Annotated in this window: 19 protein-coding genes; all 19 read right to left on the bottom strand. The window is 38.0% G+C overall.

The window, feature by feature from the left end; all coding sequences use genetic code 11:
- Positions 1–6 precede the first annotated feature (6 nt).
- The 19 genes from EBQ12_RS07250 to degU all read right to left on the bottom strand — a co-directional run bounded on the left by EBQ12_RS07250 (position 7) and on the right by degU (position 14283).
- Positions 7–1692 carry a methyl-accepting chemotaxis protein gene (locus EBQ12_RS07250; RefSeq protein WP_125589518.1) on the bottom strand — a complete coding sequence of 562 codons (1686 nt, stop codon included), beginning with the start codon at positions 1690–1692 and terminating at the stop codon, positions 7–9.
- 33 nt (positions 1693–1725) lie between these two features.
- Positions 1726–2106, bottom strand: a complete 381-nt coding sequence (locus EBQ12_RS07245; protein WP_008348244.1) for a DUF8042 domain-containing protein — start codon at positions 2104–2106, stop codon at positions 1726–1728.
- Positions 2107–2119: 13 nt separating this feature from the next.
- The gene (fliT, locus tag EBQ12_RS07240; protein ID WP_008348246.1) at positions 2120–2461 is read right to left on the bottom strand and encodes a flagellar protein FliT; all 342 of its coding nucleotides are present in this window, start codon (positions 2459–2461) and stop codon (positions 2120–2122) included.
- The gene (gene fliS, locus EBQ12_RS07235; RefSeq protein WP_008348247.1) at positions 2458–2862 is read right to left on the bottom strand and encodes a flagellar export chaperone FliS; all 405 of its coding nucleotides are present in this window, start codon (positions 2860–2862) and stop codon (positions 2458–2460) included. The genes fliT and fliS overlap by 4 nt, the downstream gene beginning before the upstream one ends.
- Positions 2863–2879: 17 nt before the next feature.
- Positions 2880–4406, bottom strand: coding sequence for a flagellar hook-associated protein 2 (locus tag EBQ12_RS07230; protein WP_125589516.1), 1527 nt, complete (start codon positions 4404–4406; stop codon positions 2880–2882).
- 16 nt (positions 4407–4422) lie between these two features.
- The gene (flaG, locus tag EBQ12_RS07225) at positions 4423–4764 is read right to left on the bottom strand and encodes a flagellar protein FlaG (protein WP_007499987.1); all 342 of its coding nucleotides are present in this window, start codon (positions 4762–4764) and stop codon (positions 4423–4425) included.
- A gap of 153 nt (positions 4765–4917) precedes the next feature.
- On the bottom strand, positions 4918–5142 hold the full coding sequence (csrA, locus tag EBQ12_RS07220) for a carbon storage regulator CsrA (protein ID WP_008348252.1): 225 nt from the start codon (positions 5140–5142) through the stop codon (positions 4918–4920).
- Complete coding sequence (gene fliW / locus EBQ12_RS07215) at positions 5136–5570, bottom strand: flagellar assembly protein FliW (protein ID WP_025208061.1); 435 nt, start codon at positions 5568–5570, stop codon at positions 5136–5138. The genes csrA and fliW overlap by 7 nt, the downstream gene beginning before the upstream one ends.
- A 28-nt stretch (positions 5571–5598) precedes the next feature.
- Complete coding sequence (locus EBQ12_RS07210) at positions 5599–6177, bottom strand: DUF6470 family protein (RefSeq protein ID WP_125589514.1); 579 nt, start codon at positions 6175–6177, stop codon at positions 5599–5601.
- A 46-nt stretch (positions 6178–6223) separates the two neighbouring features.
- Entirely contained in the window at positions 6224–7135 is a 912-nt protein-coding gene (flgL, locus tag EBQ12_RS07205; RefSeq protein ID WP_039169789.1) for a flagellar hook-associated protein FlgL, read from the bottom strand.
- An 8-nt stretch (positions 7136–7143) separates the two neighbouring features.
- Positions 7144–8664, bottom strand: a complete 1521-nt coding sequence (flgK, locus tag EBQ12_RS07200; RefSeq protein ID WP_058336981.1) for a flagellar hook-associated protein FlgK — start codon at positions 8662–8664, stop codon at positions 7144–7146.
- Between the two features lie 15 nt (positions 8665–8679).
- A complete protein-coding gene (locus EBQ12_RS07195) occupies positions 8680–9162 on the bottom strand; it encodes a flagellar protein FlgN (RefSeq protein WP_039169793.1) in 483 nt (160 codons plus the stop codon).
- A gap of 18 nt (positions 9163–9180) precedes the next feature.
- On the bottom strand, positions 9181–9444 hold the full coding sequence (gene flgM, locus EBQ12_RS07190) for a flagellar biosynthesis anti-sigma factor FlgM (RefSeq protein WP_003213252.1): 264 nt from the start codon (positions 9442–9444) through the stop codon (positions 9181–9183).
- Positions 9445–9523: 79 nt separating this feature from the next.
- Positions 9524–9943 (bottom strand): TIGR03826 family flagellar region protein, encoded by a 420-nt coding sequence (locus EBQ12_RS07185; protein ID WP_017357864.1) that lies wholly within the window; start codon positions 9941–9943, stop codon positions 9524–9526.
- Positions 9944–9999: 56 nt separating this feature from the next.
- Positions 10000–10686: a ComF family protein gene (locus EBQ12_RS07180; protein WP_206428014.1), complete on the bottom strand. Its 687-nt coding sequence runs from the start codon at positions 10684–10686 to the stop codon at positions 10000–10002.
- Positions 10683–10976, bottom strand: a complete 294-nt coding sequence (gene comFB, locus EBQ12_RS07175; RefSeq protein WP_008348267.1) for a late competence protein ComFB — start codon at positions 10974–10976, stop codon at positions 10683–10685. Before comFB ends, EBQ12_RS07180 begins: the two co-directional genes overlap by 4 nt.
- A gap of 64 nt (positions 10977–11040) precedes the next feature.
- Positions 11041–12420 carry an ATP-dependent helicase ComFA gene (locus tag EBQ12_RS07170; protein ID WP_164511641.1) on the bottom strand — a complete coding sequence of 460 codons (1380 nt, stop codon included), beginning with the start codon at positions 12418–12420 and terminating at the stop codon, positions 11041–11043.
- A gap of 119 nt (positions 12421–12539) precedes the next feature.
- On the bottom strand, positions 12540–13382 hold the full coding sequence (locus tag EBQ12_RS07165; RefSeq protein WP_125589510.1) for a DegV family protein: 843 nt from the start codon (positions 13380–13382) through the stop codon (positions 12540–12542).
- 211 nt (positions 13383–13593) lie between these two features.
- Positions 13594–14283 carry a two-component system response regulator DegU gene (gene degU, locus EBQ12_RS07160; RefSeq protein WP_125589508.1) on the bottom strand — a complete coding sequence of 230 codons (690 nt, stop codon included), beginning with the start codon at positions 14281–14283 and terminating at the stop codon, positions 13594–13596.
- Positions 14284–14297 lie beyond the last annotated feature (14 nt).

The following is a 14297-nucleotide window of genomic DNA, read 5'->3' as shown; positions in this document are numbered from 1 at the left end:
GCGCTGTTAAATCTTGAAAGATGAAATAGATGTTTTCAGTGATTGAGACAAAGATTTTAAATCTTCCGCAGCTGCTTTCATTTCCTCATTCGCCGCTAGTGATTCTTCAACAGCCGCCGACATGTACTCTGTTTCCTCAGAATTTCGCTTGGCTCCTTCTTCTATCACACCAACTGTTTGAGAAATTTCTTCTGTACTAGCTGAGATTTGCTCTGTCGTGGCAGAAAGCTCCTCTGCTTTCATCGAGATATCACGGATGGATTCCAGAATTTCTTGAAAACTCTGTTCAGACAATTGCGATACTTTCACACCTTCTGCTACATCTCGTTCCACTTTCGTCATAGATTGAGACGACCTTTCAGTATCTTTGTTCACGTTGGCGAGTAACTGACTAATTTGATCAGTCAGCTGACTTGATTCTTCTGCCAGCTTTCTGACTTCATCTGCAACAACCGCAAAACCTCTTCCATGTTCCCCAGCCCTTGCTGCTTCAATGGCTGCGTTTAAAGCAAGTAAATTTGTCTGATCTGCAATGGCATGAATATTCCCCAGCAGGTCTTGAATGCCGGTAAACTGTACTTGTACATTGGCCATTGTAGAATGATGTTCATTCACAGATTCCTTAATAGAACTCATTTGTTTCACAAATTGTTGAATGAGGGATGCGCCCTCTTCAGCCTTTTCAGTCACTGAAATTGAGTGACCCGAAACATCAGACGTATGTTCAGCCGCATTATGCATACCAGTCGAGACTTCTTGAATCGCCGAAGCTACTTTTCCTACTGCATCCGATTGTTCACGTGAAGCTTCACTGACCTGTTCAATCGAGCTAGACGTCTGTTCACTAGCCGATATGGTTTGACTGATGGTTTCTTCAAATTGAGTAGCTGAATCGGCTAATTGCCTTGATCCATTTTGCACCTGTAGGATGAGCTGACGCAAATGAGCGGTCATTTGGTTAAAAGCCGTACCGAGCTGGCCAATTTCATTTTTAGAGGTTACTTCAATCTCTTCAAGTGTGAGGTCACCATCTGCCATTCTTCTTGCTGCATGTGTGACAGAGACAATCGGTTTTGTCATACGATGAACAAACCTTGTGCCAATGACTAAAAAGCCGACTATAATCGCTGCGCTAACGAGAATGAGCGTCAGCAATAATTGGTTACTTTCTTCATTGAGCTGACTGATTTTTTGATCACGCTGTTTCAATTGTGTTTGAGCAAATTCTTTTGTAAAGGTATGTATTTCTTGTTCGATAGGTTGTAATTCTTGACTGAGGCGGGTGTTGAATTCTTTTTGATTTTGCATATTCAATGAATTAAATAATCGATTTGTTGAGGTGTAGTAAAGATAATTTTTTTCGGAAATTTGATCTAACAGATTTTTTGCTTGTTTAACGGTGCTCATTTTTGATGCTTCAGTTGTTTTCTTATTGATTTCTTCATATGTTTGCTCAATCTTCTGTAAATTTTCAGCATCTTGAACAACCACGTACGTTTTAATTTGTGCTTCCTGTTTTTGTAGCAGTGTCTCTAATTCCAGTGAGGTCTGGTACAGCTTTACTTCTTTGGTGAGGAGTGCTTTATACGATTGATCTGTTTTGTAATAGATAAAGCTAGAAAATCCTAAAATACTGACAAACAATACACATATGACAATAAGCCCAAATAAAAATTGATTTTTTAGTCTCATAAATTCCTCCGAATGGTCTGAATTAAACAAAAATTAATGAATGACATACGGCCTCATACAGGCATGTATTTCATCCATCCACTTTCTATATTCAGGTATAAAATATGATGTAAGGAATGACTGGAAGTGATTTGAAGGGAATGTATAGAAAGCTAGTATATCGAAACTTAAAAAAATTTGGTCAAACGATCGAATCGTCTTGGCAAAGTGCTCATTTTCAATAATTGAAAGCAGAAGCGGGTGTGTTGTCTCTAAATGAAAGAAGGCATGGATCAGATCATTAAAGATCCGATCCCCTTCTGTTTTAGCGAAATCCTTCTCAATTTCATCTAAATATTTTAGACTCTCTTCTATCGTATATAGAAGGTCATAATATGTGGTTAATAAAATATAGTCATCTGAACGATACGCCACAGGTCTCACCTATTTATTTCCGTTTATCGTAGTATACGCCGTCACTTGTCATGGGCTGATACGGATTTTGATAATTCAGCTGTTTTGTTTTCTTACGTTGAATGGCTTGAATATCCGCCTTGATCCCATTTTGAATCTCCGTTAATTGCTTGGCCATCAGTTGATCTGTTTGAATGATTTCTTTGATTTTCTCTTTTTCTTGAACGGAAAGCTCATGTTGAATATCTCTCATTAGTTCGTCTCTCTCAACTAAAAAAGCATCAAAGTCTTCAACGAGTGTTTCGCTTTGCGGATTGGCCTCTATTTCCGCTGCCATTTTTAACGTTTGGTCGTGCAGTTGGTCCACAATACTCATAGAGATCCCCCAATAGAGTGGTGACGCCCTTTTCGATCGGTTTGAATGACTTCCTTCCAAGCATCTCGGAAATCAGTCACATATTGCTCTACTTCATTCAGGATCTCTTCGTCATTTTGCAGATTGGCTTCAATCAGTCTTCGATAGATGTAGTCATACATACTTGCCATGCTCTTTGATACATCATACGTACGATTTAAGGTGACATTTAATTCTTGGATGATGTTTTGAGCCTTTTTCAGGTTCAAGTTTCTCATTTCAGCATCTTCTTTTTGAATGCCATGCTTTGCTAGTCTAATAAACTTTAAGCATCCTTCATAAAGCATAAGCGTTAACTCGGCCGGTGTTGCGGTCTCAATAGAATTTTTCTGATAGGCGGCATAAGGGTTCTGAATTGCCATATGTTATAAACCTCCAATTATTGTCCAAGCAGTTGAGAAAGATAGCCAGATTGGTTGTTTAGCTTTTGAATCGCACTATCCATGGCGTTAAACTTTTTGTAGTAACGAGCTTCCACTAATTTTAAACGATCTTGGAATGTATCCATTCGTTTTGTCAAAGAATCTAAATCCTTACCAAGTCCATATTCTTTTAGCTCCATTGATGTACTACCAGCTTTTGTTTGAATACTCTTCGTGAAGGCTGATAAGGAATTTTTGACGCGATAGATGATTCCTTGTTCTTTATATTGCTGCTGTGCTTTGTCTTTGTCTTTAGAATCAACATTTAAAGAACCAGAGATAAACATTTGCCTTACCTTGTCTGGGTCTTCTTCAATGGCTTTTTTTAATTTCTCTACTCCATTAATATTAATTAATTCAAGCTTCCCGCCATCTTTATACGAGGATGAAGTAGAAATACCGATTTGTGTCAGGTGAATTTTATTCCCATCACTTGTCGTAATATCAGCATAAAAATCACTTCTTATTTTAGAGGCACCAGCTCGTAAAATAGAATCACTTCTCAGTAAGCCAGACTTAGCGGTTGTTTCCCATAACTCAATTTCTTTTTCAGACATGGCTTTTTTCTCTTCAGCCGTTAATGGTTGATAGTCTCTATTTCGCTTTTCATTCACTTTACCATTGACCAATTCAACGAGTTCGTTGTATTTATCAACAAATTGTTTAATTTTATCAAAGATGGCATCGACATCTGTTGAAACGTTCAAGCTGACAGGCTTATCTGTTGTTCCTTTCAGCTCATATGTGATACCAGCCTGCGTGAAGGTATTATTGTTATTTTCCATTTTGAGACCATTAATTTCGTATTGCGCTTTCTGCCCTTGAGTAGTCGCAACTAATTTATTATCTCCATCCACTTGGAAGCCTAATTGCGTTAAAAATGAAGCGGAATTGCCATCCGCTGCCTTAATACTGACACCTTCACCAGTCGTACGCGAAGTCAGAGCGATCGTATCTACGTAGTTGGTTCCATCAAAGATCTGGCCTTTATAAGCCGTGACACCAAGTTGAGAGCTGTTCAATTTTGTCACGATTGTATCAAGAGTATCTGTATCAGTTGTTTTAATGGTCACTGTTTTAGGTGTTGTAGAATCTGGTGTCGTCACCTCAAACGTAAACGTACCGTTTGAAGCAGTAAATCCAGATGGACTAGAAGATTTGAATACGGATGCTGTCGCTAGTTGGGTCACATTAATTGAGCCAGAGGCAGCATTTGTTGAGCCAGTTGCTGTGACAGCAGATTCATTGGAGCTTGTGACCTTTTTTGCGCCATATGTAGTTGGACGCGTTAAATTTAAACTATTGATTAAATCATCTAATTCTTTGACCTTTGAATTGACCTCGCGATAGCTGTCTCTTTGCCATTCAAGTGTTTGTTTCTGGCGTGTCATTTTATCAAGCGGTGCTTGCTCAGTTTTCATTAGCTTTGAGACGATTTCATCAATATCAAATACATTTGAAAATCCAGTAATTCGATTAACCATGGTTTATGTTCTCCCTTCACATTCTTTTATCGACAAATAAACCGACAATCTCTGTCATTGCCGCATAGAAATCAAGCCATTCTTTGGAAGGAATCTCTCTAATGACTTCTTCGGTTTGGTTATCTACGACTTTGACATAATATTCATTGAGTTTTTCATGTAATTCAAATTGAAGATGAAATTGAGTAGGTTCAATCAGCTTATTTGCTCCTTGAAGCGTTTTTTCAATTTCTTCTTTTGAAACGACTTTTCCATTTGCTTGTAAATCAGTGTTTGCATTGTCATTTTGATGATTCGTAACACGGGTTTGAAATGCATCAATCAGTGGCTCTAGCGAAGTCAACTTACCAACAGACATAGTTATTCAGCTCCTGTGCTTTAATCTATCTTTTATATCGGCTTTGAATTATTAAATTAAATATAGATGTACCGATTTGTTAAAGTTTCATATAGATGGTGTACTTCTACGGTTTCACACGGAGGAGGATAGACAAATAGGATAAAAAAATCCTCACTTTTTTTGTGAGGATAATTGAGAAAGTAGATCAAAGGACAAGCTAGCAGCACGGCTGTTTTCTTCTTGAATAGACAGGTATACTTCCTTCCTGTGAATATCAATATGCTTAGGAGCCTCAATTCCGACTTTTACTTGGTCGCCTTCAATCGCAATAATTTTAACTTCAATATCGTCGCCTATTTGAATCGATTGATTTAATTTACGAGATAGAACTAACATGAGGAAGCCACCTCTAACAAATGTTTTGTATGATAGGCTGAATCATGCAAAATGACCTGCTTGGCTTTCATGTTTTTCCGATTCACAATAATAGGCGCTCTTAAATTGGCTGTCGTTTTTTCAATAGAAGATCCCATTGTTAAAATAACCATGACTTCCACATCATTGGCATCTTCTACCCCAAGAATGTCTACAACCGATTCTTCTAAGTCAAATTCATATTGATTGAAGAACAAAAATGGGCTGCTGACAATAAAGCCTAGTTCTGCATTTTTCAAAGATTGAAGAACTAAAAATGGGGATTCTTCTGATAAAGGTAAAATGACAAATTGTTTTTGATCCAGAAATCCTGGTATCCCATTAGAGAAGTGAATGATTTGCTCCTCTTTAATCGTCACTTCGCCATGGTATTTTGTTTGAATGATCATAATTCACGACCTTTTTCATTTTTCTTAACTATACCTTATCACCATTTTGACCTGTTTCGTCAACTTCTATTTTTAATTCTGGGTATTGTAACATATCAATATGAACTTTACCTGGCTGGTAGTTAACAATTGGTTTATGAGGTGTTGCCTCTATAATAGCTTTTTGCGGCTCCACATCAATTTTAAGTTCAGATGGCTGATAGTGAATTTTCACACTAAAAAATGAAGGAATCACACCGATGTTGAATTGTTTTGCTGGAGGACTGCCGTTGATTTTCGCAAACTCAGCAATCGCATTCCCACCATTCTCGATCTTGATGAGTTCACTTCCTTCTTCCGCTCTACGTCCCATTCCTTCTCCAATCGCACGTTTCCCCTCAGCAGCCCATTCCTCTGAACGCCTAAAAATCGACTTAATATCCATATCGGCAAATGCCTCGGTTTGATCTATGGTTAGTTTCGACGGTGTCCTTGTGATATTCATGACAGCTCTTGGCTGCCGAATCTCAAGCTCAGCTCTTGGCTGCTCTACTTCTTGCTTGGAAGGGGTTGTCGACATTTGCAGCTTTGCATAAGTTTGCTCCATTAACAATCTAGGGATTTGCATAGGTTCACCTCCATGATGCAAAAAAGCACCCAACGGATGCTTTTTCTTATCTTAAGAAATCGACAAGGGATGGCTGAATCACTTTAGCTGTCGTCGCTAAAGCAGCTCTATTCACAGTCTCTTGTTGAAGAAGATCAAGAATGGCTTTTTCACTTTCTACATCTTCGGCATCTGATTTAGCCTTTTTCAGCACTTCAAATTGCGAAGTCAAACGGCTCCCGACTAAGTCAACACGATTCGATCGCGCACCAAGATCTGAACGCTCAGCACTCATCACTTCTTTAAACTGATCGATATCCCCTAATGCATCGTCAGAATTCGCAAACGTTCCATTTTTAAATGAGTTTTCTAAGTCAGTCAGCATTTCAATGACATTTTGACCACTGGCAGATTGTCCACCAAAAGCTGAAAGAGGATTTGAATTCACATTTAATGTGATTCCATCAGAAATGTTCGATTGAACCACGTTTGCATCTGTATAGTTTTCAAAGTTAAATGTAAACGTACCATCTGCATTCTCTACAACTGGTTTAACATTGGTATTCGTCCCATTAAAAACAAACTTACCTAACATCTGCGTGTTCATTGCATCAATGATTTGATTCTTCATCTGACCAATTTCCACTCCGATAGCAGCTAAATCTTCTGGCTGTTTTGTTCCATTGGCCGCATCGAGTACTTTATCTCGTATATTTGACATGATATCAATTATTTCAGTGACACTTGTTTCAGATGTATCAATCCAGTTTCGTGCCTCATTTAAATTAGTTTGGTATTGCTCATTTCGAAACATGGCTGTACTATATTGAAGACTTTTCACTGCTGCAACAGGATCATCAGACGTTTTTGTGAAACGTTTTCCAGACTGTGCCTGCTCATTAATTTTAGAGAGTTTTTCATAACTTTTACTAATATTTCGAAGTGAATTTTGAGAAATCATACTTTGCGTGACTCGCATCAGTTACCCTACCTTCCTACGACTCCCATGCCGTTTATTATTTTATCTAATACTTCGTCTTGCATCGTCATAATTCTTGCTGCTGCATTATATGCATGCTGAAATTGAATCATGTTCGTCATTTCTTCATCTATAGATACAGCACTAGTTGACATCCTGCGTTCATTGGCTGAATTCACAAGAGCTGCTGAACTGCTTTCAAGGGTCATGTTCTTTTTAGCTTGTATCCCCATTTCGGCAATGACATTCTGATAGTAATCCTGAATCGTTGTGGTATTTCCGCCGATTGGTAGCTTTAAGTTTTGAATATTAGCTAATTTCGTAGCATTCGAACCATCACCTTGCGTTTGATTAAGAGATGCAGCAATGTTATCTGTCGATGCTAAAATCACGTCACTCACTTTGATACGGGCTGCCAAGCCTTTATTCAAATCATTGTTATTCTCAATATCGAAAAAGTCTTGTCCACTTGTGCCATTTAACGTGTATCCTTGCTTATGGACGTCGTTAAAAGCATCCATAAATACTTTTGCTACTTCATCCAGCTCAGCAAGCATATCCGGGTACATGCCTTTTTCATCTCCATTAGACATGTAGCCATACGCCTCAACAAGTGCTTTTACTTTACCATTCACTTGTAATTGATCAGCTGCGATGGTTGTCGTTCCAAATTGGAGTGAGTTAACAAGTCCCGTCGTATTATCATAGGAAAGTTGCAATTCAGATTTTTCATTGGTAATGCCATTTAAAATTGTTCCAGCAGATTGTCCATTTGCACCGATAATATCGATGTTAACGGTTCCTTCAGCAATTTCCAGAGCATTTCCTCCAGAAGGGTTGTAGCTCACTTTAATATCAACAAGTGAGGAAAGCTGGTCTATAAGAGCGTCTCGCGTATCATAAAGATCATTGGGAAGATAACCATTTGGCTCAACTGTTGCAATCTGTTTATTCACTTCATCAATTTGAGTTAATAGGGTGTTCACATTTTTTGCCGTTGAATCGAGTTCAGTTTTTAAATTCTTTTGTATCGTTGTTAAAGAAGAATTTAGCAGGCGGAATTGATCTACTAAAGCCTGAGCACTTGTCTTAACAACTGTACGTGCTGAAGCAGTATCAGCATTTTTCGATTCTGATAAGACTTGTAATGATTTCCAGAGATTATCAAAGGCTCTATTCAAGCCTTCATCTGTCAAATCATTCATCACTCCTTCCATTTGTGAAAGAGCATCAGACTTCGTCGCATAATAAGACAAGTTATTGTTATGATCTCTATACTGAAGATCTAAAAAGCTGTCTCGAATTCTTTCAACAGTTCCAACTTGGACACCTGTCCCCATTTGGCCGTATGTCTTGCCATCATAAACAGAAATCACTGGGTAAGGATTCTCTGCTTTAAAGGTAACTCTCTGTCTTGAGTAGCCATCAGTATTTGCATTGGATACGTTGTTTGATGTGACATAAAGCCCTGCACGCTGGGCTGTGATTCCTCGTTTTGCCGTTTCTAGTCCCATGAATGTAGAACCCATAGATATCCTCCTTGTTTACGCCTTTGAATCAAACAAAGCCCTATGCTGTTTAGGCTTTGAACTCTCAAGACCATTTTGTCCGTAATTCATATTTTCTTTGTTAGGATTCACAAGATCGAATGTCAGTGAAATAAATTGAAGTGACTGCTGAATAAGCTGTTTGTTCAGTTCGTTTACATCTTTCAGTTCCACCATGATGTCATTCAGCTTCTCATATAACGAAATAAGCTCTTCTTGATCCGTTCCTGTAGCTTTTTCGATGCATGCGGTGATTGTCGGCGATTGATCATTTTGTAAAAATTGAACTGCTGCTTCAATCCGCTTTTCTTCTAATTGTGAAATGGCCTGAATATATTTTTGCTCAAGGTTCAGAACCTCTGAAAGAGCATCGATCTCATTATTTTTCAGCATTTCTGTTTTATTCTTAGACAGCTTTAGAAGCTGTTCATGTAATCCGTAGAGACGGTGCAGTTCTTCAATCATTATTTTTACTGACATTCACGCTACTCCCTTTTGTTATTGTTGTTTATAAAAATTCAACATTTTATCTGCAATGCCTTTTGTATCTACTTGATATGTTCCGGCTTCAATGCTTTTTTTAATTTGGTCTATTTTATCTTGACGTTCTTTCATGATATTCGGCACCTTTTGCATTTCGATTGCCTTTTTAGAAATTTCGACTTTGTCAGTTGATTTTGCTTGATTCGATTGCAACGTTTGTTTCTCATATGTTTTCTTGTAAGGATTTACTGGTTGTGTTCCATATCGATTAATTTTCACGGGATTCCTCTCGCTTTCCGTTACAGTCTGTCTTGATTCTATCCATTTTATCGACCAAACTGCAACTTAGTTTAGGGAATCAGTCGTTTTTAGGATTAATGGCATAATAGGTGTCTTTTTTCCTAGATTCAATCTCCCTTTTACGCTCTTCTTCTTGGTCCATTTGGCTGATTTGTGTCTTTATATCCTTTTCACAATGGCTACACAGCTTGTTTTTCCTGATCGGTTGGCCGCATCTTTCACAAGGATAATTGATATTCGGGAATTGACTAATTTGAAGTCTTTTCAAACGGATAAATTTCAGAATTAATTCTTCATCAACTTCTGTTGCGTCTACTATTTCAGCAATGGTTGATTGTCTATTACTTTGCTTACGCAAGAATTTATAAACGATATCAAAAGAACGTTCTTCTTCTTCAAAGCATTTGTTACAAACCGTTTGGATGGTGGTTTTTAAAAATAACTGATTACATTGTGGACAGTTTGCCAATTGATTCATAACCAAAACCCCTTACGTTATTTTCTTTTCTTAATATCGGTTGATTGTCATGATTTTTAACTACGAATCAACGTAAAAGAGGAAACACTTTTGGCGCCTGCGTCTTTTAAAATTTTTGCTGCATGATAGACTGTCGCCCCAGTTGTATAAATATCATCGATTAATATGATATCCTTTAGAACGATCGGGTTTGACTGCCTTAATTGGAACAAATTCTGTTGATGTAAACGTTCATTTTTTCTTTTCTTAGACTGCTTACTTTGATGTACTTTTATAAGTGGCTCCAATATAGGTCCGCCAATCATGGAAGCAAGCATCATTGACTGATTAAACCCTCTTTCCTTTAATCTCTCTTTACTCAAAGGAATTGGGACAAGGACCGGTTCTTTGATTGAAAAAGAACGTTTAAACGCTGACTGTACATCTTTTTTAAATAGATCAGCTAAAGCCGTATCACCTCGAAATTTAAATCGAGCTAGAATATCTTTCATAAAGTCGTTGTAAGCATAAACAGACCGATTCATTACAAGAATCTCAGCAAAATCCCGTCGTTTATTCCACCTTGAACAATCCTGACACAATTGATCATTTGATTGCGCTCTTCCGCATTTGGGACAAGTAGGACCTTGAATCTTCATCAGGTGGTTCTTACATGCTACACATAAACGATCTTCATTTAATAGTAGGAATGATTTCCATGTAAAAGCAGCCACAAAATGGCTCTCACAAATTGGACAAATCAACGCTTTTCTTTGTTCAACGGCAAATGATTTTCGCACCTTGGATATGTAGTGACCGTTGAAGCAGCTTCTGTCAGAATGACGAGCATCGCCGTATTTTTCTGTTTATCCACCATCTCGGATTTACTATAGGATATTTTATCGATATCTGTTATATATTGCGGTTTCACTTGATTTAGAGAAATGGCTAATACATCTTCTATACATTTTTCACAATGACAAATCATGTTTAATTGGTTGAGATATTGATAGAGAATTTCTTTAAGTAGTATTTCTTTTGCGTTGAGTAGCATATTTTGTCTCTCCTGCCATTTGTGTTTTGTGAATATAATGTACCATGATTTAGTTGAACCCACACTATTTTTCAGAAAACTCTTTTTCAGCTGTATTATTCATTTTTACGATATGTTTCTTTGCTTGTTTCATACTTCTCGTTAAACCAAAATGAAAAAAGTACACGTCTCCGTTAAAAAAATCTGGATGTCTCCCTGCTCTACCAGAAATTTGGACAAGTGCACTTTCTGTAAAAATAGGAGATTCCGCACCTAATACGCCCACTTGAACATCTTGAATGGTAACGCCTCTTTCTAGAATAGTTGTTGTAACCAATACATCGTATCTATGATCTCTGAAATGCTGGACTTTTTGCTTCCTTTCTTGATCATCCGCAGAAACACCCTGTACATTTACATCTTGAACTTGAAGAATATGAGTTACCTTCTTCATAGTAGAAATAGAAGGAACAAATAGTAACACTCTTTTTTTCTTTGTGATATGTTCATGCAGCCAGTTCATTATAGATGCTGGAAGCCGATTTCTTTTTAATCTCTTTTTCCAATCTCCAACCCATTGAAATGTTGGGACAGGCAACGGTTTTTGGTGGAAGCGCAGAGGAATTTTGATCGCTTCTAATTGTCTACGAGCAACATCCTTTTGCATTTTTTTAGATGGTGTGGCACTTAAGTAAATTCTAACTCCTGTTTTTTTCATTGATTTTAAAACAGCAAACTGAAGCCGTTCATCCATTGAATAAGGAAAAGCATCGACTTCGTCTACAATGAGGACATCAAAGGCGTTTTTATATCTCATTAGCTGATGGGTTGTAGCGATCATAAGCGGTGCCATTTGAAATCTTTGAGAACTCCCGCCATAAAGTGCAGCTATATTCAGTCCTTGAAATGCCTTTCTCATTCGAGGTTCGAGCTCAAGTACAACATCGGTTCTAGGCGTCGCAATACAAACACTCATTCCGTTATTTAGCGCATATTTTATTCCATGAAAAAGCACCTCCGTTTTCCCCGCACCACAAACAGCCCAAACGAGCAGATCAAATTTGTTTTGGATTGCTTCTACTAGCCTATCGGACGCTCTCTTTTGCCCTTTAGAAAGCTCTCCCTGCCATGTTAATTCAACTTGTCTTGTTTCTTTCTTTTGTGGACCCGTCCATTCATAGAGAAAGCCACATTCACTTACTTTTCCCAGCATGATGCAGGATCTACAGTATACACAGTCTTTTTTACATGTTTCACACGGAGAGAGGGCAAAGTAGCGCTTGTTTGATACACCGCACCGGCAGCAGATCAAACCACTCGCCACCCTATCGACAGCAGGTGTTCTATGGATAAATCCTTGATTCTCCAGCCACTCCAATTCGGACTGTGTACATTGACATTCAACAGGAAGAAGGTGCCTTGATTGTAGCTTGTGACTGAGTTCCATTGCTTTTTCCAGATTCAATTTCACGCACTACCTTTCCATTCATGTTGACCCATTATGTACAAAGAGAAGGCCTTTCGTCTAATTGTAAAAATAGAAAAACAAATCCCCTTTTCCATGAGAAAAGGGGATTTTGATATCTACCTAATGATCCAGCCAAGTGCTAAAGAGCCTTCGCCTAGATGAGTGCCAATCACAGCACCAAAGTAGCTTTTATAAAATTCAACATGAGGATACTTTTCTAATAAGTGCGCAATTAATTCATCTGCTTCTTCTTCTCTATTACCATGTATCAGAGTTGCTCTCATTGGAACACCACGTGATGCATCTTCATCAAATAATTCAAAAATACGTGAAATGGCTTTTTTGCGTGTACGAATCTTCTCAAAAGGGACAATTAGCTTGTTGTCAAAATGCAAGATAGGCTTTACCTTTAAGAGGCTTCCAATAAAAGCCTGAGCACCATTTAATCTGCCGCCACGTTGTAAATGAGTTAAATCGTCTACCATAAAATAAGCTCTTTGATTTTCTTTTAGATAATTGAGATGGGAAATCACTTCTTCTGGAGAAGCACCACCTTGGATTTTTTCAACAGCTTCTAACACATAAAAACCTTGCGCCATACAGCTAGTCTCTGTATCAAACGGATAAATGTCGATTCCGTCAACTAGTTCATTCGCTGAGGCCGCACTATTGTATGTTCCACTAATTCCGCTTGACAGATGTATACTAATCACAGCATCATATGTTTCACTAAGTTTTTCATATAATTCTATAAGTTCACCGAAAGCAGGCTGAGAGGTTGTTGGAAGATCTTTATGTTTCTTGACTTCTTCATAATATGTCTTCCAATCCATTTCTACTTCTTCACGGTATGATTCAGTACCAAAGATGACATTCAGAGGGATCATATGAATATGATGTTTATCACGTAGTTCTTGTGGTATATAAGCAGTACTGTCTGTTACAACGGCTATTTTCATTCTTAAATACCTTCCTTATCCGTTAAGTTGCTTTTTAAAAAAGAATGATCATTGTTTTTCACTAGATTTATAATACTAATCAAAAAAGCTTGCCTAATCAATAGGCAAGCCCGCTATATCCGAAAAAGACTCCTTACCTGCCTATCATTGCTCTCTAACTTGAATGTGAGAGAACTAAAAACAGGCGAAAAAGGAGTACTTGTTCGGAACATTATCTCATTTCTACCCAGCCGTTTTTAATTGTTACAACAACAGCTTGAGTACGGTCATTTACATTCATTTTTTGCAAGATGTTACTCACGTGGTTTTTGACTGTTTTCTCACTAATAAAGAGCGACTCACCAATACCTCTGTTGCTCTTTCCGTCAGCTAACATTTGAAGAACTTCACATTCACGTCTTGTTAAGATATGAAGTGGTCTGCGAATTTCAGGATATACCTCGTGCTGTGGATGTGCTGAAACGCCGCTTGTTGCTAAGCGTCGGAATTCATTTACTAAGTTATGAGTGACTTTCGGATGTAAATAAGAGCCTCCGTCAGCTACTACTTTTACTGCTTCAATGAGGGTATCTGCATCCATTTCTTTTAACAAGTAGCCTCTTGCTCCTGTTTTTAATGCATGTGTCACATAGTTTTCATCGTCATGAATAGATAGGATAATGACTTTTGATTCGGGATAAAGCTCTACTAGCTGTTTTGTAGCCTCCACACCATTTACATTCGGCATATTAATGTCCATAATGACAACATCCGGATGATAGTGTTCTACGATACGTGCAGCTTCGTCACCGTCGTCTCCTTCTGCAACTACTTCAAAAGTAGGTTCAAAATCTAAAATCCGTTTGACACCTTCACGGAATAATTGGTGGTCATCGATAATTACAATATTTACTTTAGTCACAAGCTACGCCTCCC

Source organism: Bacillus sp. 2B09 (genome assembly GCF_003946835.1).
Taxonomy (GTDB): Bacteria; Bacillota; Bacilli; order Bacillales; family Bacillaceae; genus Bacillus; species Bacillus altitudinis.
The sequence above is the reverse complement of the archived record's forward strand: the minus strand, read 5'-3'. Positions and strand labels throughout refer to the sequence as shown.